At 61.9% G+C, this 20,008-nt stretch carries 17 protein-coding genes; 1 reads left to right on the top strand and 16 read right to left on the bottom strand.

Annotated features, from left to right (window positions below; translation table 11 throughout):
* Nucleotides 1–510: 510 nt before the first annotated feature.
* The 14 genes from KOL99_RS01950 to KOL99_RS02015 all read right to left on the bottom strand — a co-directional run bounded on the left by KOL99_RS01950 (nucleotide 511) and on the right by KOL99_RS02015 (nucleotide 15,758).
* Nucleotides 511–1,965, bottom strand: a complete 1,455-nt coding sequence (locus tag KOL99_RS01950) for an NADH-quinone oxidoreductase subunit N (RefSeq protein ID WP_216508818.1) — start codon at nucleotides 1,963–1,965, stop codon at nucleotides 511–513.
* A gap of 31 nt (nucleotides 1,966–1,996) precedes the next feature.
* Complete coding sequence (locus KOL99_RS01955; RefSeq protein ID WP_216508819.1) at nucleotides 1,997–3,676, bottom strand: NADH-quinone oxidoreductase subunit M; 1,680 nt, start codon at nucleotides 3,674–3,676, stop codon at nucleotides 1,997–1,999.
* A 50-nt stretch (nucleotides 3,677–3,726) separates the two neighbouring features.
* The gene (nuoL, locus tag KOL99_RS01960; protein WP_216508820.1) at nucleotides 3,727–5,730 is read right to left on the bottom strand and encodes an NADH-quinone oxidoreductase subunit L; all 2,004 of its coding nucleotides are present in this window, start codon (nucleotides 5,728–5,730) and stop codon (nucleotides 3,727–3,729) included.
* A gap of 137 nt (nucleotides 5,731–5,867) precedes the next feature.
* A complete protein-coding gene (gene nuoK, locus KOL99_RS01965; protein ID WP_216508821.1) occupies nucleotides 5,868–6,170 on the bottom strand; it encodes an NADH-quinone oxidoreductase subunit NuoK in 303 nt (100 codons plus the stop codon).
* A 19-nt stretch (nucleotides 6,171–6,189) separates the two neighbouring features.
* Complete coding sequence (locus tag KOL99_RS01970) at nucleotides 6,190–6,693, bottom strand: NADH-quinone oxidoreductase subunit J (RefSeq protein ID WP_216508822.1); 504 nt, start codon at nucleotides 6,691–6,693, stop codon at nucleotides 6,190–6,192.
* A 10-nt stretch (nucleotides 6,694–6,703) separates the two neighbouring features.
* Complete coding sequence (nuoI, locus tag KOL99_RS01975) at nucleotides 6,704–7,102, bottom strand: NADH-quinone oxidoreductase subunit NuoI (RefSeq protein ID WP_216500200.1); 399 nt, start codon at nucleotides 7,100–7,102, stop codon at nucleotides 6,704–6,706.
* Between the two features lie 42 nt (nucleotides 7,103–7,144).
* On the bottom strand, nucleotides 7,145–8,194 hold the full coding sequence (gene nuoH / locus KOL99_RS01980; protein WP_216508823.1) for an NADH-quinone oxidoreductase subunit NuoH: 1,050 nt from the start codon (nucleotides 8,192–8,194) through the stop codon (nucleotides 7,145–7,147).
* A gap of 41 nt (nucleotides 8,195–8,235) precedes the next feature.
* Nucleotides 8,236–10,701, bottom strand: coding sequence for a molybdopterin-dependent oxidoreductase (locus KOL99_RS01985; protein WP_216508824.1), 2,466 nt, complete (start codon nucleotides 10,699–10,701; stop codon nucleotides 8,236–8,238).
* A gap of 96 nt (nucleotides 10,702–10,797) precedes the next feature.
* On the bottom strand, nucleotides 10,798–12,579 hold the full coding sequence (gene nuoF, locus KOL99_RS01990) for an NADH-quinone oxidoreductase subunit NuoF (RefSeq protein WP_216508825.1): 1,782 nt from the start codon (nucleotides 12,577–12,579) through the stop codon (nucleotides 10,798–10,800).
* 36 nt (nucleotides 12,580–12,615) lie between these two features.
* Nucleotides 12,616–13,122, bottom strand: coding sequence for an NADH-quinone oxidoreductase subunit NuoE (nuoE, locus tag KOL99_RS01995; protein WP_216508826.1), 507 nt, complete (start codon nucleotides 13,120–13,122; stop codon nucleotides 12,616–12,618).
* Nucleotides 13,123–13,152: 30 nt separating this feature from the next.
* The gene (nuoD, locus tag KOL99_RS02000) at nucleotides 13,153–14,322 is read right to left on the bottom strand and encodes an NADH dehydrogenase (quinone) subunit D (RefSeq protein WP_216508827.1); all 1,170 of its coding nucleotides are present in this window, start codon (nucleotides 14,320–14,322) and stop codon (nucleotides 13,153–13,155) included.
* 57 nt (nucleotides 14,323–14,379) lie between these two features.
* Complete coding sequence (locus KOL99_RS02005) at nucleotides 14,380–14,865, bottom strand: NADH-quinone oxidoreductase subunit C (RefSeq protein ID WP_216508828.1); 486 nt, start codon at nucleotides 14,863–14,865, stop codon at nucleotides 14,380–14,382.
* Between the two features lie 33 nt (nucleotides 14,866–14,898).
* Complete coding sequence (locus KOL99_RS02010) at nucleotides 14,899–15,411, bottom strand: NADH-quinone oxidoreductase subunit B (protein ID WP_216508829.1); 513 nt, start codon at nucleotides 15,409–15,411, stop codon at nucleotides 14,899–14,901.
* Complete coding sequence (locus KOL99_RS02015) at nucleotides 15,402–15,758, bottom strand: NADH-quinone oxidoreductase subunit A (protein WP_216508830.1); 357 nt, start codon at nucleotides 15,756–15,758, stop codon at nucleotides 15,402–15,404. Before KOL99_RS02015 ends, KOL99_RS02010 begins: the two co-directional genes overlap by 10 nt.
* Before the next feature lie 404 nt (nucleotides 15,759–16,162).
* On the opposite strand from KOL99_RS02015, the gene hemL reads away from it, so the two are divergent.
* Nucleotides 16,163–17,446, top strand: a complete 1,284-nt coding sequence (gene hemL / locus KOL99_RS02020; RefSeq protein WP_216508831.1) for a glutamate-1-semialdehyde 2,1-aminomutase — start codon at nucleotides 16,163–16,165, stop codon at nucleotides 17,444–17,446.
* A gap of 129 nt (nucleotides 17,447–17,575) precedes the next feature.
* On the opposite strand, the gene KOL99_RS02025 is transcribed toward hemL, so the two are convergent.
* Together KOL99_RS02025 and KOL99_RS02030 are read right to left on the bottom strand one after the other, a co-directional pair.
* The gene (locus KOL99_RS02025) at nucleotides 17,576–18,601 is read right to left on the bottom strand and encodes a GspE/PulE/PilB domain-containing protein (RefSeq protein WP_216508832.1); all 1,026 of its coding nucleotides are present in this window, start codon (nucleotides 18,599–18,601) and stop codon (nucleotides 17,576–17,578) included.
* Nucleotides 18,602–18,936: 335 nt separating this feature from the next.
* On the bottom strand, nucleotides 18,937–19,989 hold the full coding sequence (locus KOL99_RS02030; protein WP_216508833.1) for a GspE/PulE/PilB domain-containing protein: 1,053 nt from the start codon (nucleotides 19,987–19,989) through the stop codon (nucleotides 18,937–18,939).
* Nucleotides 19,990–20,008: the final 19 nt, after the last annotated feature.

The raw sequence follows: 20,008 nt of genomic DNA on the forward strand, positions 1-20,008 counted from the left end.
CCGTGCCGGACAGCTTCGAGTAGTGCGGCCAGTTCCCTCGTACAGGTCCGCCTATTCGTATTTCCATCATCAAGGCATCAATACCGTCCCGGACAACCTGGGGGAGGAGGGGTAATCACCGTATCCCATTGGCTGGGATATTGTCAAGAGGAGTAGGGGTAGGTGTTATTTTCGCTCGCGGAATGAATGAGGTCGCCATTAAGCACCTCGTTGAGGGGTATGGGGTGGAAAGCAAGATGAATATTTACCAAGACGGGGGTGGGTGTCAAACTGGGCGTGGCGTGGACCAAAGGCAAATCCGCCCTGTGCCCCCTTCATTGAAGGGGGGGCTCAGCGCTTCGTGGACAGGGTTTCGCAGGGGCGGGCGTTATGTTTTTGTTGGTTATGCGGTGTGAGGGCAGGTGGACGGGCGAATGATTATTCGCCCCTACAGGGTCACGTACGGTCTACAAACGCAAAGAGGGCACCCGGATTCGGGTGCCCTCTTTGATGCTGCTATTTACGCTTGCCTTAGAACTGAACTGCTTTCTGCGCCAGCTCGAGAACGGTGCCCGGGACTACGCCGAGGACCAGGGTGGCACCTACGGCAAGCACGAGGCAGAGGGCGATGGCCGGGGTGGCACCTGCCCACTCGAAGTCTTCGGTCGGGTCTTTCATGTACATGAAGACCATGACACGCAGGTAGTAGTACAGGGACGCGGCGGAGTTCAGTACGCCGATGATGGCGAGCCAGACGTAACCGGCCTTGATGGCGGCAGAGAAGAGATAGAACTTCCCGATGAAACCGGCGGTCGGCGGCATGCCGGCCAGGGAGAACAGGAAGATGCTGAGCACCATGGCCAGAAGCGGCTTCTTGTGACCGAAACCTGCCAGATCCTGCACGTTGCCGTTGACCTCGCCCTTCTTGGTGATCAGGACGATGACGGCGAAGGCGCCGATGTTCATGAAGGCGTAGGAGAGCATGTAGAACAGGATGCCCGCAGCACCCTCGGCGTTGACGGCGGCGAAACCTACCAGCGCGTAACCGGCGTGGGCGATGGAGGAGTACGCCAGCATCCTCTTCACGTTGTCCTGGGAGAGGGCGATGATGTTACCGACGGTCATGGTCAAGACGGCCAGCACCCAGAGCAGATCGCTCCACTCGGCCCTCAGCATCGGGAAGGCGAAGATCATGACACGGATGAAGGCCGCGAAACCGGCGGCCTTGGGGCCGGCGGACATGAACGCGGTCATCGGGGTCGGCGCACCCTGGTAGACGTCCGGGGTCCACATGTGGAACGGTGCGGCGGCAATCTTGAAGCTGAAGCCGACGGCGATCAGCAGCATGCCCACTACAAAGAGCGGGTTGCTGGCAACGCCGGGGTTGCTCATCACGTAGGAGGAGATGGCCTGGATCTTGGTGCTGCCGGTCGCGCCGTAGGTGAGCGCCATGCCGTAGAGCAGGAAGCCGGTGGAGAAGGCGCCAAGCAGGAAGTACTTGAGACCGGCCTCGTTGGACGCCAGGCTGTCACGGTTCCAGCCTGCCAGGATGTACAGCGGGATGGAAAGGAGCTCGAGGCCCAGGAAGATGACCATCAGGTCGGTCCCGGAAGCCATCAGCATCATGCCGACGGTGGCGAAGAGAACCATCGGGTAGAGCTCGCCCTGGTTGCAATCCTCCTGGACCATGTAGCGGTCCGCGATCAGGATGGCAAGGCCGGCGGAAACGATGAAGATGATCTTGAAGAAGATTGCGTAGTTGTCCTGCACTACCGATCCGTTGAACGCTGATACCGACGGCCCCCAGCCGCCCACCGCGCTCGCCGCGGTCACTGCAAGGCCGATGATGCTCAGGTAACCGAGGTAGGCCTTGTTCTTGCCCGGCACGAAGACGTTGACGAGCAGCAGCACCATGGCGATGCATGAGAGTAGGATCTCAGGCATGATCACTGCCAGGTTTATGGCCGGCATAGCAATTGTTTCCATCTATAATCCTCCGTCAGTAGTTCTAAGCGGTCTATTTTGCTTCGTTGTTTGCGGGGATGGCCGGGTGTCCTGCGGGCATGCCTGCGGGCGCCGCGCCTGCCTCCGGCATGGCCGGGTGACCTGCGGGCATACCTGCGGGAGCCGCACCTGCTTCGGGTACTGCCATGTGGCCCGGGGGAAGCGCCATCGCGGCCGGTGCCGCTACCTGTGCTACCTGCTTCTGAACCTTGGTCTGCGCGATCAGCCTGTCGATGGACGGCGCCATGGTGTCGATGATCGGGCGCGGGTAGATGCCCAGGAAGAAGATCAGCGCGATGAGCGGCAGCATGATGATGACTTCGCGGGCGTTCAGGTCCTTCAGGGTCTGGTTCTTCGGGTTGCTCAGTTCGCCGAACATCACCCTCTGGAACATCCAGAGCATGTAGACGGCGGAAAGGATGACGCCGGAGGTGGCGATAATCGCGTACCAGCGCAGGTTGCTCTCGAAGGAGCCCAGGAGCACCAGGAACTCACCGACGAAGCCGTTGGTGCCCGGCAGGCCGATGGAGGAGAAGGTCACGATCATGAACATGGTGGCGAAGACCGGCATCTGCTTGGCCAGGCCGCCGAAGTCGGTGATGAGACGGGTGTGACGACGCTCGTAGATGAAGCCGACGATAAGGAACAATGCGCCGGTGGAAACGCCGTGGTTGAGCATCTGCAGCATGCCGCCGGTGACGCCCTGCTGGTTCAGCGCGTAGACGCCCAGCATGACGAAGCCCAGGTGGGCCACCGAGGAGTAAGCAACCAGTTTCTTGACGTCCTGCTGCACCATGGCGACCAGCGACGCGTAGATGATGCCGATCACGGAGAGGGTGGCGATGAGCGGGGTGAACTGCGCGTTGGCATCCGGGAACAGCGGCATGGCGAAACGAACGTAACCGTAGGTACCGCACTTCAGCATGACGGCGGCCAGGATCACGGAACCGGCGGTCGGCGCCTCGGTATGGGCGTCCGGCAACCAGGTGTGCAGCGGGAACATCGGGACCTTGATGGCGAAGGCCAGGGCGAAGGCCAGGAACATCCACATCTGGGTGGTCGGGTCGAGGTGCAGCTGGTAGAAGCGCAGGATGCTGAAGTCGCCGCCGCCCGCCTTGAAGTAGAGCGAGATCAATGCGACCAGCATGAGGAGCGAACCGACCGCGGTGTAGATGAAGAACTTGACTGCCGCATAGATCCTGTTCTTGCCGCCCCAGATACCGATCATGAAGTACATCGGGATCAGCATGATCTCCCAGAAGATGTAGAAGAGGAACAGGTCGAGCGAGATAAAGGTGCCGACCATGCCGACTTCGAGGAGCAGGAGGCAGATCATGTATTCCTTCACCTTCTCCTCAACCGCCGTGTAGGTGGAGAGGATGGCGATGGGCATGATGAAGGTGGTCAGGATGACGAGCCAGAGGCTGATGCCGTCGATGCCCAGATGGTAGCTCATCTGGAAGGGACCGGCCGCGATCCAGGGCACATTCTCGAGGAACTGGAAACCGCCGATGTCGCTCCCCGGCGCGTTGTACCCGGTGATCAGGGGCAACGAGAGGACGAACGTCACCACCGTAACCGCCATGGCGATGGTACGGAGCACGCCGTGGCTGTTCTTGTTCACAAAGAGGAGCAGTATCGCCCCGATCAGCGGTGTGAAGGTTAATATGCTCAGTAACGGTAGCTGGTTCATTTACTCTGCTCCTTTTACTTACAGGTCAAAATTATCTCAAGTCTCGTGTCTTAGCGGAAGATGTACACCGCGACGATCAGGGCCACGCCGAACACCATGGTGAAGGCGTAGTTGTGAACGAAGCCGGTCTGCACGTAGCGCAGGATACCGGAGAAGCCGCGAACCACGGCGGCCACGCCGTTCACGATGCCGTCGACAACCAGCACGTCGAACCCTTTCCACAGGAAGTTGCCCAGGGCCTTGCAGGGGTTGACGAAGGCGAAGTCGTAGATCTCGTCGACGTACCACTTGTTGTAGACCGCGCGGTGCAGCGCCGGGAAGGTGGAGGTGAACTTCTCCGGGAAGCCCGGTGCGACGATGTACAACGCGTAGGCGAGACCGATCCCGCCGCAGGCGATCAGGACGGAGGTGCCCATGAGGCCCCACTCGAGAGCCACGGAGTGGAGGCCGTGCGCGCCATGCGCCTCGGTGTAATGAGTGGAGTAAGCAAAGACAGGCTCAAGCCAGTGCTCGAAGTAGTTCGGCATTTCGCCGAGCACTTCGCCGAGCACCTTCGGCACGCCGATCCAGCCGCCGAACACGGAGAGGGTCGCCAGGCAGACCAGCGGCACGGTGATGACCCACGGGGACTCGTGCAGGTGGTGGAAGGCTTTCTCGGAGAGACGGGTCTGGCCGAAGAAGGTCATGAACACCAGGCGGAACATGTAGAAGGCGGTGAGGCCTGCTGCGATGGCGCCCGCGCCCCAGAGGACGTAGTTGACGGCATGGTGGTGCGGGTTGGCGAACGCCTGCCAGAGGATCTCGTCCTTGGAGAAGAAGCCGGCGAAGCCCGGGATACCGGCGATGGCGATGGTCGCCAGGAGGAAGGTGATGAAGGTGATCGGCATCTTCTTCCTCAGTCCGCCCATGTTCCTCATGTCCTGCGGGTCAGCTTCGGAGTGCTCGTGGTGCAGCGCATGGTGCATGCCGTGGATGACGGAGCCGGAACCGAGGAACAGGCAGGCCTTGAAGAAGGCGTGGGTCATCAGGTGGAACACGCCGGCGGTGAAGGCGCCGACCCCCATGGCCAGGAACATGTAGCCGAGCTGGGAAACGGTGGAGTACGCGAGGACGCGCTTGATGTCGTTCTGGGCGGTGCCGATGGTCGCCGCGAAGAGCGCGGTGGCGGCGCCGACGCAGGCGATCACGAGGAGCGCGGTCGGGCTCTTGATGAAGATGAAGTTCATGCGGGCGATCATGTAGACGCCGGCGGTGACCATGGTGGCGGCGTGGATGAGCGCGGAGACCGGAGTCGGGCCTTCCATCGCGTCCGGCAACCAGGTGTAGAGCGGGATCTGGGCGGACTTACCGGTGGCGCCCAGGAAGAAGCAGAGACAGACGGTGGTGACCACGGCGCCCGGGACCAGGAGGTCGGCGTTCTTCGCGAGCTCCACGAAGTTGATGGTCCAGACGTTGTGGTTGGTGCCTAGGTAGTAGAAGAGGGTGAAGAGACCGAGGAGGAAACCGAAGTCGCCGACCCTGTTCATCACGAATGCCTTCTTGCCTGCGTCGCCGGCGCTCTTCTTGTGGAAGTAGTAGCCGATCAAGAGGTAGGAGCACAGACCCACGCCTTCCCAACCGATGAACATGAGGAGCAGGTTGTTGCCCGACACCAGGCAGAGCATGGAGAAGGTAAAGAGGTTCAGGTAGCAGAAATAGCGGTAGAACCCTTCCTCACCGTGCATGTAGCCGATGGAGTAGAGGTGGATCAGGAAACCGATCCCCGTCACGATCATCAGCATGGTTGCGGACAGCGGGTCGATCAGGAAGCCGATATCGGCCTTGAAGGTACCCGACTGGATCCAGGTGAAGATGGTCTTCTGGATTACCCGTTCCTCGCCCGGCAGACTCAGGAGCTGGAACAGGATCCCGCAGGCGACCATGAAGGAGGCGAACACGCTACCGGCGGCGATACCGCCGATGACCGTCTCGTTCTTTATCTTCTTGCCGAGTAGGCCGTTGATGACCGAGCCGATGAGAGGGCACAGTGGGATCAACCATACTAAATCAAACATCCCTGACTCCTTTGTTCTGTATTCTTATAAGTCGTATCTTGGCAAGCGGCACGTCGCCGCCCATTCGCTTGTGACTGTCGCGGATTGCTCCGCCCGCAGCTGAGCGCGTCCAGTGGCGGCGGCCTGAAGCCCCGCTTCTAGAGCTTCAGCAGGTTGACGTCCTCGACGTCGATGGACTCGCGATTCTTGAAGAAGGCGATCATCAGCGCGAGACCGACGGCTGCCTCGGCGGCGGCCACGGTCATGACGAAGAAGACGAAGATCTGTCCGTCGATGTTGCCCAGGTGCCTGGAGAAGGCGATGAAGGTCAGGTTCACCGCGTTCAGCATCATCTCGATGCACATGAAGATGACGATGGCGTTTCTCTTGGTCAGGACCCCGATGGTCCCGATGGCGAAGAGTATGGCCGAAACAATCAGGTAATTTTCGATCGCTAGCATGTCTGTTCCCCTCGTAGCGTTAGATTTTCTTTTTGGCCAGGATGACGGCGCCGACGATCGCGGCTAAAAGCAGCACCGAGGTGACCTCGAACGGCAGCAGGAAGTCGGTGAAGAGCGCCTTGCCGATCAGCTCGACGTGGCCGACACTCACGATCTGCTCCTTGGTCATGTCGCCCACCTTGCCGGTCATGGAGCCCTTCATCAGGAACCAGACGGTCTGGAAGAGAACGAACAGGCCAATGGCGCTTCCGGCGACCACCGCGTGGGTGCCGCGCTTCACGGTCTCAACCCTCACGTTCAGGAGCATGATCACGAAGATGATCAATACCATGATGGCTCCGGCGTAGACGATCACCTGGGTGGCCGCCATGAACGGGGCGTCCAGCATGACGTAGAAGGTCGCCAGGCAGAAGAAGGTCATCACCAGCGACAGCGCGCTGTTGATCGGGTTTTTGCAGGTGACCACGAGTATGCTGGAAATAACGGCCACCGCAGCCACGACGAGAAAGAAGATCGATTCCATTGCTGCTCCTTTATTTCTTTTCTAAGAGTCTGTCTTTGGTGTAGGTGAAGTCTGCGCGCGAGTAGTTGGCGAGTTCGAACTGTTCCGTCATCCGGATCGCGTCAACCGGGCACGCTTCCACACAGTAGCCGCAGAAGATGCAGCGCAGCATGTCGATTTCGTATTTGGCAGCGTACTTGTCGTGGTTCTGGTCCTCGCCCGCCTCGACCGTGATGCACTTGGCCGGGCAGACGGTGGGGCAAAGGTAGCACGCAACGCACTTGGCCTTGTCATGGGACACGTTGAGCGCGTGCAGTCCACGGAAGCCAGGCTTGACGTCAGGACGCTCGGTCGGGTACTGCAGCGTGACCGGCTTCTTGAACATATGTGAAATGGTGATCTGAAGACCTTTGATGAGCGGCATTATCATTTGCGGCACCTCGCCTAGAAGTTGTGTAGCTTGACTCTCTCTCTACTTGCTGATGAACATGACCCAGAGGCCGGTCGCCATCACGTTGACCAGGGTGAGCGGCAGGAACACCTTCCACCCAAGACGCATCAACTGGTCGTAACGGTAACGCGGGTAGGTGGCCCTGATCCACATGCAGAGGAAGATCAGGAAGTACACCTTGGCGATGAACCAGAACCAGCCGGGGAGGAAGGCCGGGCCGTGCCAGCCGCCCAGGAACAGGGTGGTGGTGACGGCGCAGACGGTGATCATGTTGGCGTATTCTGCCATGAAGAACATCGCGTACTTCATGGAGGAGTATTCGGTGCAGAAGCCGGAGACCAGCTCCGTCTCGGCCTCGGGAAGGTCGAACGGGGTCCTGTTGATCTCGGCCAGGGAGCAGATGAAGAAGATCACGAAGGCCAGCGGCTGCTTGAAGGCGTACCATGCGCCGCCCGCCTGATCGGCGACGATCTTGTGCAGGGAGAGGCTCTCGGAGAGCATGAACACCGAGATGATGGCAAGACCAGCGGCGAGCTCGTAGGAGATCATCTGTGCCGCGGAGCGCAGGCCGCCAAGAAGCGAGTACTTGGAGTTGGAGGCCCAGCCGGCGAGCACGATGCCGTAGACGCCCAGGGACGCCATGGCCAGGATGTAGAGGACGCCGACGTTGACGTCGAAGACCTGCTTGCCGGCCTGGTCGTAGTAGGCCGCGATCTGCAGCGGTACCGTGTACCCCCCGATGGTCACGGTGTCACCGAAGGGGATGACCGCGAAGGAGATGAACGCCGGGATCAGGGCGACGAGGGGAGCGATCAGGAAGGCAAACTTGCTCGCCTGCGACGGAACGATCTCCTCTTTGAAGAACAGCTTGACGCCGTCCGCGATCGGCTGCAGCAGCCCGTGCCAGCCGGTCCTCATGGGACCCAGACGCACCTGCATGTGCCCGATGATCTTGCGCTCCGCGTAGGTGGCGTAGGCCACGGTAAGGAGCACGAAGACGAAAGCTACGAGCACTTTGGCAACCATGGCTATGTAGTACGCGACCGGCAGTCCTAAGATTAGCGTATCCATCTGATAGTCTTCCCCTCTTGTATAGATTTTCTAGCTGTCAGTTATTGCTTCGCGACGGTGACGTAGGTGACTTCCGAACCGTCGGTGATGGTGTTGACGCTCCCCTCACCGAAGTGGTACGGAGAGAAGACCACGCCCTGGGGCACCCTCTTGCCGACCTTGGCGGCAACCTTCACCGCGCCGGTGCCGGAGGTCACGGTGACCTGGTCGCCCTCGGCGATCTTGAGCGCCGCCGCGTCGGCGACGTTCAGTTCGGCGTAGGCGTCCGGGCAGACGTACATGGGGCCTTCCCCGAAGCGGCTCATGGTGCCGCAGTGGTAGAGCGCGCTGCCGGTAACGAGGGCCAGCTTGCCGGGGGCCTGCACCGCGGCCTTGGCAGCCGCCGGGACCAGCTTGGCGGAGAGGGTCACCGGGTAGACGGCGCCTTCGTCCTTGAGGCCTGCCTGGGTAAGCCCCTTGTAGGCCGGGACGGATGCCGCGATCTCGGTGAAGACCTCGCCCTGGTTGTTGTAGCGTGCGCCGCCCAAGGCCTGGGAGAGCGCGTTCAGGATCTCGAAGTCGCTCTTGGCGAGGCCGATGGCGGGGATCGCCTTCCTGACGTTCTGGACCCTGCGGCCGAGGCTCGTGAAGGTGCCGCTCTTCTCGGCGAAGGAGCAGGCCGGGAGCACGACGTCGGCCATGGCAGCGGTCTCGGTCAGGAACAGATCGGAGACCACCATGAACTCGACGTTCTCGAGCGCCTTCTCCACCTTCTTGCGGTTCGGGTAGGAGACCACCGGGTTCTCGCCGGCGACGAAGAGCGTCTTCACGTTGCCGTTGGCGCAGCCGTCGATGATCGCGGCGGCGTTGAGGCCGGTCCCTTTCGGGTAGATGCCCATGTCGACGGCACCCTGGCTGTTGTTCTTCTCGCCCATGATCAACAGGCCCGCGCCTTCCTTGCCGTACTGGCCGGTGAGGATGGCAAGGTTCGCGGCCGCGTTGGCGAGCGCCGCGTTGTGGCCGGGGTAGCCCTGGCCGATGGGGAGGATGATGAGCGCCTTCTCGGCGGAGGCGAACTCCTTGGCGATGGCGGCGACCTCTTCCGCGGTTACCCCCGCCTTCTCGGCGGAAGCGTCGGCCACGGCGGCCTTCAGTGCATCGAGACCGGCGACGCCTTCAGCGGCGAGGCCCTGGTCGATGACCGACTTGCAGAGGGCGTTGAAGAGGGCGACTTCGTTACCCGGCGCGTGGACGGTGGTCTTGGCGCCCGGCAGGCGGGTCAGTTTCCCTTTCTTGTCGGAGACGATCCTGAGTGCGATCCCTTTCCTCTTCACGCCGAGGTTGATCTCGAAGCCGATGACCGGGTGGGTCTCGTAGGCGTCGCTTTTCACCACGAGGAGGAGGTTGGACTTCTGCACGTCGGCGATCTCGGCCGGGGAGGCGGCCACGCCGAAGGAGGCGACGGCGCCCTTGGTCAGCGCCTCGTGGGCGTAGCCGGCGGAGTGGTCGATGTTGTCGGTGCCGACGGTGCCGCGGAAGAGCTTCTCGAACAGGAAGAGCTCCTCGTTGGTCAGGCGCGGCGTGGCGAGGGCGGCGACCGAAGCCGGGTCGCTCTTGCCGGCGGAGAGCCTGGAGGTGACTTCAGCCAGGGCCTCTTCCCAGGTCGCTTCCTGGAGCTTGCCGTTTTTGCGGACGAGCGGCGCGGTGAGGCGCTTGTCGGAGTTGACGAACTGGTAGCCGAAGCGGCCGCGGGTGCAGAGCTGGCCGTTATGGAAGCCCTGGTTCTCGTCGTAGATGGTGGTGAGCACCTTGCCGTCCTTGGAGCCCAGGGTCAGCTGGCAGCCGGTGCCGCAGTAGGAGCAGACGCTCTTGGTCTTCTGCAGCGCCCACCAGCGGGCCTTGAACTTGAAGGGGCGGGAGTTGAGCGCGCCGACCGGGCAGACCGAGACGCAGGAACCGCAGAACTCGCAGTTCAGGGGACCGTCGAACTCGGTACCCATCTTGGCCTCGATGCCGCGGTTGATGAAGGTGTAGGCACCGTAGGACACGATCTCGTCGCAGATCCTCGCGCACTTGCCGCAGTGGATGCAGCGGTTCATGTCGCGCTCGATGAGCGGGTTCTCGTAGTCGATCTCGTGGTTGAACTTCTCGTCCACGAAACGGTTCATGTTCACCTTGTACTCGTAGGTGAGGTTCTGCAGGTCGCAGTCGCCGGCGGCATCGCAGACCGGGCAGTCGATCGGGTGTTTGAGGAGCAGGAGCTCCAGCACCAGCTTCCTGGCCTTGACGATCTCGTCGGTGGTGGTCTGCACGATCATCCCCTCGGTGACCGGGGTGGTGCAGGCCGGGATGAGGCGGCCTTTCATCTGCTCGACCTCGACCAGGCACATGCGGCAGCCGCCGAACGGATGCAGTTTCTTGTCATGGCAAAGGATCGGTATCTTGATGCCACAAGCCTTGGCGGCGTCGTAAATGGTGGCGTCCTTTTCTACCGCAACCTGTTTTCCGTCTATCGTAAGATTTACCATCTCGACCTCTGTCTCCCTGAAATCGGTTCAACGTTCAATATTCAACGTAGGCGTTCGGCTCGTTCCGGGTCGGAAAACCCGGAACGTTGAACCGTTTTATTCAATGGCCATGAAGCGGCAGGCGTCGTAGCAGGACTTGCACTTGGTGCAGTTTTCCTTGATCAGCTCGGCGACCTCGCCCTTCTCCCACTTGATCGCGTTGGACGGGCAGGCCCTGAGACACGCGCCGCACTTGACGCACTTCTCGGGGACCACCTGCCACAGGAGCAGCTCCTTGCAGGAGTTGGAGGGGCAACGCTTGTCCTGGATGTGCGCCTCGTACTCGTGACGGAAGTACTTCACGGTGGAGAGGATCGGGTTCGGGGCCGTCTGGCCCAGACCGCACAGGGACGCTTTCTTGATGGTGGCGCCCATTTCCAGCAGGGTATCGATGTCGGCCATCTCGCCGCGACCCTCGGTGATGCGCTCGAGGATGTCGAGCATCGCCTTCAGGCCGATACGGCAGGGAACGCACTTGCCGCAGGACTCCATCTTGGTAAAGGTCAGGAAGAAGCGGGCCACGTCGACCATGCAGGTGGTCTCGTCCATGACGACCAGACCGCCGGAACCCATCATGGCGCCCGCCTTGATCAGCGAGTCGTAGTCGACCGGGGTGTCGAGCACCTCGGCCGGGATGCAGCCGCCGGAGGGGCCGCCCGCCTGAACCGCCTTGAACTTGCGGTTGTTGGCGATGCCGCCGCAGACCTGGTAGATAACGTCGCGCACGGACATACCGGCGGGAACCTCGACGAGGCCGGTGTGCTTCACCTTGCCGGTGACCGCGAAGATCTTGGTCCCCTTGGTGGTGTCGGTGCCGAGACTTGCGTACCAGGCCGAGCCCTTGTTGATGATGTGGCGTACGTTGGCGAAGGTCTCAACGTTGTTGATGTTGGTCGGGAAACCCCAGAGACCCTTGACCGCCGGGAACGGCGGACGGGGACGCGGCATGCCGCGCTCGCCCTCGATGGAGGCCATGAGTGCCGTTTCCTCGCCGCAGACGAAGGCGCCGGCGCCCTTCTTGATCCTCATGTCGAAGTCGAAGCCCCAACCCTGGATGTTCTTGCCCAGGTACCCCTTCTCGTAGCAGGTGTCGAGCGCCTTCTGGAGACGGTCGATGGCGAGCGGGTACTCGGCGCGGACGTAGACATAGCCTGCGTCACAGCCGATGGCGTAGGCCGCGATCATCATCCCCTCGATGACGCAGTACGGGTCGCCTTCGAGGATGGAACGGTCCATGAACGCGCCCGGGTCGCCCTCGTCCGCGTTGCAGATGAGGTACTTGTGGTTGCCCGGGGAAGCGGCGCAGAAGCTCCACTTCATGCCGGTCGGGAAGCCCCCGCCCCCACGGCCACGAAGCCCTGATTTCTTTACTTCGTCGATGACCTCGGCCGGCTTCATCTCCTTGACGCACTTCTCGATGGCCTTGAAGCCGTCCTCCTCGAGGTAGGCGTCCAGGCGCTCCGGGTCGATCTGGCCGCAGCCGGTCATGACCACGCGCATCTGCTGGTCGACGAAGGTGTTGTAGTAGGCCTTGGCCTTTTTCTTCTCGATGACCTCGTTGGCCACGATGTGCTGGTCGAGGATCGCCGCGACGTCCTCGGGTACCACGAAGTCGTAGGTGATCCGGCCCAGCTCAGGGGTGATGACGTCAACCAACACGTCGTTGGCGCACAGGCCACGGCAGCCGGTCTTGACGACGTCGCAGCGCTTGCCGACCTGGGCCACGATCCCCTTCTCGGCGATCAGCCTGGTGAACTCGGCCTCGACCTGCTTGGCGCCGGCCGAGATGCCGCCGGTACCCTGACAGATAAGTATTTTGATTCCTGCGTTATCGCTCATGACAAAAGGTCCCCTGCTGAGAAATTGACGTCTCGGCTACTTCATCGGCCGCGCGTTGTAGGTTTCAATGATCTCGTCCACCTTCTGGACCGTCATCTTGCCGTAGGTGTCGTCGTTCACCATGGCCAAAGGAGCCATGCCACAGGCACCCAGGCACGCCACCTTCTCGAAGGTGTAGCGCAGGTCCTCGGTGGTCTCCGCGTGCCCGATGCCGAGACGCCCGAAGAAGGTCTCGGTGATGCGCTCGGCCCCCTGCACGTGGCAGGCGGTACCGACGCAGACCCTGATGATGAACTTGCCACGCGGCTTCAGGTGGAACTGGGCGTAGAAGGTGAGCACGCCGTAGATCTGGCTCGGGTAGACGTTCAGCCGCTCGGCGACCAGGTCAATGGTCGGCTTCGGGACGAACCCGTAAGCGTCCTGAATCCCCTGCAGAACCGGCATGAGGTTGCCCGGCAGCGTGAGGTACTTGTCGATGATTTCGTTGGCCTCGGTCAGATCGATTTCTTCGGCCGGAATTTCTTCGGCTGGAGCGTTAGACATTTACCCCATCTCCTTTACTTGTTGATTAAACTAACGGTCGATTTCGCCAAGTACGATGTCCAGCGTTCCGATGATGGCAACCAGGTCGGCCAGCATGGAGCCCTTGGCCATCTTCTCGATGGCGCCCAGGTTCACGAATGACGGCGGGCGGACCCTCATGCGGTACGGCATGTTGCCGCCGTCCGACACGATGTAGTAGCCGAGCTCCCCTTTCGGATTCTCGACTGCCATGTAAACCTCGCCCTCGGGGACGGGGAAGCCCTCGGAAGCGATCTTGAAGTGGTGGATGAGACCCTCGATGGAGTTGTACACGCTCTCCTTCGGCGGGTAGCAGACCTGCGGCGCGTCGGCCAGGATCGGTCCGGGCTTCAGCCGCTTGAGGGCCTGGTCGATGATCTTCACCGACTCGCGCATCTCGACCAGACGGACCTTGTAGCGGTCGAAGGTATCGCAGTTCTCGCCGACCGGTACCTTGAACTCGAAGTTCTCGTAGCCGGAGTAGGGGAGGTCGCGTCTGAGGTCGAAGTCGACGCCGGAGCCCCTGAGGGCCGGGCCGGAGATGCCGAAGTCGATGGCGTCCTCGGCGGAGATGACGCCGTTACCGATGGTCCTCTGCAGCCAGATGGTGTTCTTGGTGAGGAGCCCCTCGTAGGTGTCGAAGTGACCCGGGAAGGTGTCGACGATCTCCTGGACCTTCTGCTCGAAGCCGGCCGGGAGGTCGCGGGACAGGCCGCCAACGCGGAAGTAGTTGGAGGTCATCCTGGCGCCGGAAACCATCTCGTAGAGGTCCATCACCAGCTCGCGCTCGCGGAAGGCGTAGAGGAACACGGTCATGGCGCCGATGTCGAGGGCGTGGCAGGCGATCCAGACCAGGTGGCTCTTAAGACGGGTGAGCTCGGCCATGATCACGCGCACGAGCTTCGCGCGCTCGGGGACGTCGAGTCCCAGGAGCTTCTCGACCGCCAGCACGTAGCCCAGGTTGTTGTGCATCGGGGCCAGGTAGTCCATGCGGTCCGTGAGGGGCAGGGTCTGGTGGTAGGTGCGGTGCTCGGAGAGCTTCTCGATGCCCCGGTGCAGGTAACCGATGTGAGGGGTGATCTTCTGAATCACCTCGCCGTCCAGCTCCACTACGAGCCTGAGAACGCCGTGGGTACTGGGGTGCTGGGGCCCCATGTTCAAAGTCATTATTTCACTAGCCATTGATCGCCTCTATTTTTTGGAAATGGAAATCGTCCCTGGTTTCGAACTGGATCCGTCTTACGACAGACGCCCCTTGTACGGCTCGCGGTCGGGTCCCTGGAGCGGGTAGTCCTTCCTGAGCGGGTGCCCGACCCAGTCGTCGGTCATCAAGATGCGCACCAGGTTCGGGTGGTTCTTGAAGTTGATGCCGAACAGGTCGTACGCCTCGCGCTCCAGCCAGTTGGCGGAGTTCCAGAGGGGGGTGACGGAGTCGATGGAGCAGTCCGCCTCGGTCACCGGCGCCTTTACCCTGACGCGGTCCTTGTTGGGGATGGAGAGGAGGTGGTAGACCACCATGAAACGCGGCTCCTGACCCAGATAGTCGACGGCGGTGACGTCGGACAAGAAGTTGTAGCGCAGGTCGTCTCTCAGGTACTTCAGTACCTCGAGGATGCTCTCCTTCTTCACGGTCACCGTCACCTCGCCGCGATGCTCCTTGTATTCGAGCAGGGCATCCGCGAAACGCTCCTTCAGCTTCACTACAGCGCGATTATTTTCTGCCATGTCAGCCTTACCTTTCCCTTTGGTCGTTGTAGATTACGCGGCGGGTTCGAGTCTTTCGCCCAAGCCGATGGAAGAACCGAAGGAGTTCTTCTCGTTGGCGATCTTGTCCTGGAGCTTCATGAGGCCGTAGAGAAGGGCCTCAGGACGCGGCGGGCACCCCGGGATGTAGACATCCACCGGCAGGGCCTCGTCGATACCCTGCACGACGGAGTAGGTGTCGAAGATGCCGCCCGAGCAGGCGCAGGCGCCCATGGCGACCACCCACTTCGGTTCCGGCATCTGCTCGTATACGGTCTTGATGACCGGGAGCATCTTCTTGGTCACGGTGCCGGCGATGATGATGCAGTCGGACTGACGCGGGGAGGCGCGGAAGATGATACCGAAACGGTCCAGGTCGTGCTTGGCCGCACCGGTCGCCATCATCTCGATCGCGCAGCAGGCAAGACCAAAGGTCATCGGCCAGATGGAGGACTTCCGAGCCCAGTTAACCAGGCTGTCCAGGGAAGTCGTGATGATGTTGTCGCCCAGCGGCTGAGTTACTCCCATTCCAGTGCTCCTTTTTTCCAAACGTAGATGTAGCCTACGAAGAGTATGACGATGAACAGACCCATCTCGACCAGGCCGAACATGCCCAGGCGCTTGAACAGGACGGCCCAGGGGTACATGAACACGGCCTCGATATCGAACAGGATGAAGAGCATCGCGATCAGGTAGAACTTGATCGAGAAGCGCTCGCGTGCGCTGCCTACCGGCTCGCAACCGCACTCGTAAGGTGCAAGCTTTACCTGAGACGGCTTCTTCTGGCCGATGAGCGATGAAAAGACCACCGACCCCAGACCGAACAAGCACGCTATGACGACCAGCACCAAGATTGGCAGATATGCACCAAGCATCCCTTATCCTCCCGTACCACCAGGTTTGTTGTTAATTTCTTTCCAAACACGCGCAAATGCCGTATACTGCACGCTTCTCGACCAACAAGCCCCGCTGCTTCCGACAGTTAGCAAGCGCTGCGCCTTCGAAAAAGTATACTGTATACAACATTGCGACCGAAAATTATTTCATTTCACCATCTTTGTCAAGCAGAAATTATCCAATTATCCTCGAACCGTTTACAGAACCACGTATACTTTTTTTCAAATTGTATTACACCCTTAGGCCTTCCCCCCGCTTGCGCCTCCGTCACCCCCTCCGGCCGTATACGAGAAAACTTTTTAATTCTTGACAGAATATCCGCCGCTATGCTACCAGAGACCCCGATAGTTAATAATTTCCAGCCAGTTAGGAGAACCCAGTCATGCAAAACAGCCGTTCGTCGCAACTCTTTCAGCAGGCGCTCAAATCCATCCCCGGCGGGGTCAACTCCCCCGTGCGTGCCTTCCGCTCGGTAGGCTCCGATCCGCTGTTCATAAAGAGCGCTGCCGGCCCCATGATTTTCGACGAGGACGGCAACGGCTACATCGACTACGTCGGTTCCTGGGGGCCGATGATCGTCGGACACTGCCACCCGAAGGTGGTCGAGGCGATCAAGAAGGCCGCCGAGAGCGGCGCCTCCTTCGGCGCGCCGACCGAACTGGAGATCACCCTGGCCGAGATGGTGATCAAGGCGGTCCCCTCCATCGAGATGGTGCGCATGGTGAGCTCCGGGACCGAGGCGACCATGAGCGCCATCCGCCTTTCCCGCGGCTACACCGGGCGTGACAACATCCTGAAGTTCTCCGGCTGCTACCACGGCCACTCCGACTCCTTGCTGGTGAAAGCGGGCTCGGGCCTCGCCACCTTCGGCGTGCCCGACTCCCCGGGCGTCCCGGCGGACCTCGCCAAGCACACCCTGACCGCGACCTACAACGACCTCGACTCCGTGCGCGCCCTGGTGGCCGCCAACAAGGGGACCATCGCCTGCGTCATCGTCGAGCCGGTGGCGGGCAACATGGGTACCGTGCCGCCGCAGGAAGGGTTCCTCGAGGGACTGCGCGAGATCTGCACCGAGGAAGGGATCGTGCTCATCTTCGACGAGGTCATGTCCGGCTTCAGGGTCGCCTACGGCGGGGCCCAGGAGCGCTTCGGCATCACCCCGGACCTCACCACCCTGGGCAAGATCATCGGCGGCGGTCTGCCGGTGGGCGCCTTCGGCGGCAAGAAGGAAATCATGTCCCAGCTCTCCCCTGCGGGCGGCGTCTACCAGGCGGGCACCCTCTCCGGCAACCCGCTGGCCATGACCGCCGGCATCGAGACACTGAAGCTTCTGCAGGAGCCGGGCTTCTACGAGAAGCTCGAGGAGAAGAGCAAGTTCGTCGCCGAGGGTATCGCCAAGGCCGCCAAGGACGCCGGCTTCCCGCTCTACTCCACCCGCGTCGGCTCCATGTTCTGCGGCTTCTTCTCCAAGGAGCCGGTGTACAACTGGGACAGCGCCGCCAAGTGCGACACCAAGGCCTTCGCCACCTACTTCCGCGGCATGCTCGAGGAGGGGATCTACCTGGCCTGCTCGCAGTTCGAGACCGCCTTCGTGGGCGCGTCCCACACCGAGAAGGACCTGGAGAAGACCATCGCCGCCGCGGCCAAGTGCTTCAAGGCCCTCTAGCCTGACCTTTTCGGCTTCGCGCAAACAAAAAGGCGCCCGCGTTCACCGCGGGCGCCTTTTTTCATGGCGGCCTTGACCCTATCCCCTTTTTTTCTGGTGAGTTGAAGCCGGCGAGGGACTACGCCCTCTTCAGCCGGAGACGATCCTCTTGCGCAGCGTGATCATCTCCAGGCTCAGTTCCGCCATCACCGCCACGCGCTGCAGTTCGAAGGCGCCGCCGCCGAGGCGCCCGTGGCTGTCGTGGGCGCAGATCACCCCGGCGACCTGCCCCCCAAGCGTGAGGGGCACCAGGAGCGCCGCCCCGGGAAGCTCTCCCCCCATGGCCCGCAGCAGGGCGCCCTCCGCTCCGGCGGAAACTTCCCCGAGAAACACGTTGCGCTCCCGCACCACGCGCTGTAATTGCGGCGCCTCCCGCAGGGAGAGGGCACAGCCGCAGAAACCGGGTACCGGGACCCCCGCCGCCACCGCCTGGACACCCACGAGGTTGTCGTTCTTCAGCTTCACCAGGGCGCCACGGTCGAACTCCCCGGCGACGTAGCAAAGCAGCGCCTGGACCGCTTCCTGTTCGGCCGAGGCCGCCGCGAGCCGATCGGCCAGGTCGGCAAGGGAGATCCGCTCCGGTTGGGCGGTCCCCTCCGGATCGTCTTCCAGCACGGCCGGCTGAAGGTCGGCAGGAGCGAACCTGGAGCGGACGCCTCCCTGCACGGGGATGAACCGCATCGGGCGCTTGATCCCGTAGAAGCGCTCCAGCGCTATGCTCAGGCGAAGCTCGGAACAGACGCGCGGAAGGATCACCAATCCGGTGATGAAGCCGATCTCGTCGAGGGCCTTGAAATCAGACGGGTCGGCCATGGCCACCACCAAGCGCTTGCCGTCCAGGGAGACGGGCAGTACCCGGTAGCGCGCCACCAGTTCCAGCGGCAACAGCTCCAGCAGGCTGTGTGGAATCGCCACCAGCAGATCGTTATCCATGCAGGGGACGCCGAGCTGCTCGCTCAGGACCCGCGCCAGCTGATCCTCTTCCACGAGCCCCATCTCCACGAGGTTGGTCCCCAGCCTGCCGCCGTAGATCGCCTGGGCGTTCAGCACCTGTTCCAACTGGGACGCGTCCAGCGCTCCTATCCGCAACAACATCTCACCGAGTCGTGCCGCCATGTCGCACCTCCTCCGTCCGGCGCCGCACCAGGGGTGCGGCGACTGGGGCCAGCAGGATGACGTCCGGAAACTCGCATTAAACAACGCCAATTATTCTACCGGGTCGGCCCGTGGCTGCAACGGGAATGGGCTGCTTGTGGGCGGCAAAGAGCAAATCCCCCTGTCCCCCCCTTCGCAAAGGGGGGAACGCTGCTGCACGGGCAGCGCTTGGCGGGCGACACGCATCAACGCCACCACTTTGCAGAAGGAGGAATGAAAAGGGGCGTCACCTGTTGGTGACGCCCCGCGTTGTAGCACATGTGTTTCCGGATCCCGCCCGGACGGCATGACCTGCCTTAAGCGCTCTGGATCTTTCGGCGCAGCGAGAGCATTTCCAGGCTGAGCTCGGCCATGACACCCACCCGCTGCAGTTCGAAGGCGCCGCCGCCGAGCCTTCCCTTGCTGTCGCTTGCGCAAATGGCGCCAACCACGTGCCCCCCGAGCGAAACGGGAAGGAGCAGGGCCGGCGCGGGGAGCTTGCCGCCCATGGCGCGGACCAGGTTACCCTCGGCGTCGCCGGCCGCGAACTCGCACAGTACCAGCCCCTTTTCCTCAACCATGCGCTGCAGATGGGCCATCTTCCCGATTTCCACTTCAAAACCGGCGAAACTTTCCACGGCGACGCCCTCGGCGACCGCCTGGACGCCCACCGCCGTTCCCGATTTGAGGCGCAGGAATCCGCCACGGTCGAACTCCCCGGATATGTAGGTGATCAGCGCCTGCACCACCTCCTTCTCGTTCCCCGCGCCGGACATCATGTCGGCCAGTTCCTTGACGCTGACACGGTCGGCGAAGACCGACTCGCCCACGGGCATGAGGTCGGGGTCTTCCGCGGTCCCTGCGAAACCGACCTCGTGTTTGCCGATGGCTTCAAAACGGTTCTGGTACCCGCCGTCCACCTGGATGAAACGGGTGGGACGGGTGATCCGGTAGTATCTCTCCAGGGCGAGGTTCAACCTGATCTCGGGGCAGATCCTGGGCTTGATCACCATCCCGGTAACGAAGCCGATCTCCTCGAGCGCCTGGAAGTCGTGGGGATTGGCCATGGCGAGGGAGAGCCGCTTCCCCTCGCTGCTGATGGGAACCACGCGGTAGCGTCGCACCAGCTCAAGCGGAACCAGGCGCAACACCTGGTCCGGGATGGTGCTCAACTCGGCCGGCTCCACGCAAGGGGCGCCCATCTGTTCGCTCAGCACGTGGGCCAGTTCCTCTTCCGGGACCAGCCCCATCTCCACCAGGTTGGTGCCGAGCCTGCCACCATAGACCGCCTGGGCCCGCAGCACCTGGTCCAGTTGCGCCTTGGTCAACGCTCCCACCTTGAGCAACATCTCGCCAAGCTTCGCCGACATCCGTTACCTCCTTGAGCCG

This window comes from Geomonas azotofigens, from assembly GCF_018919395.1.
GTDB lineage: Bacteria > Desulfobacterota > Desulfuromonadia > Geobacterales > Geobacteraceae > Geomonas > Geomonas azotofigens.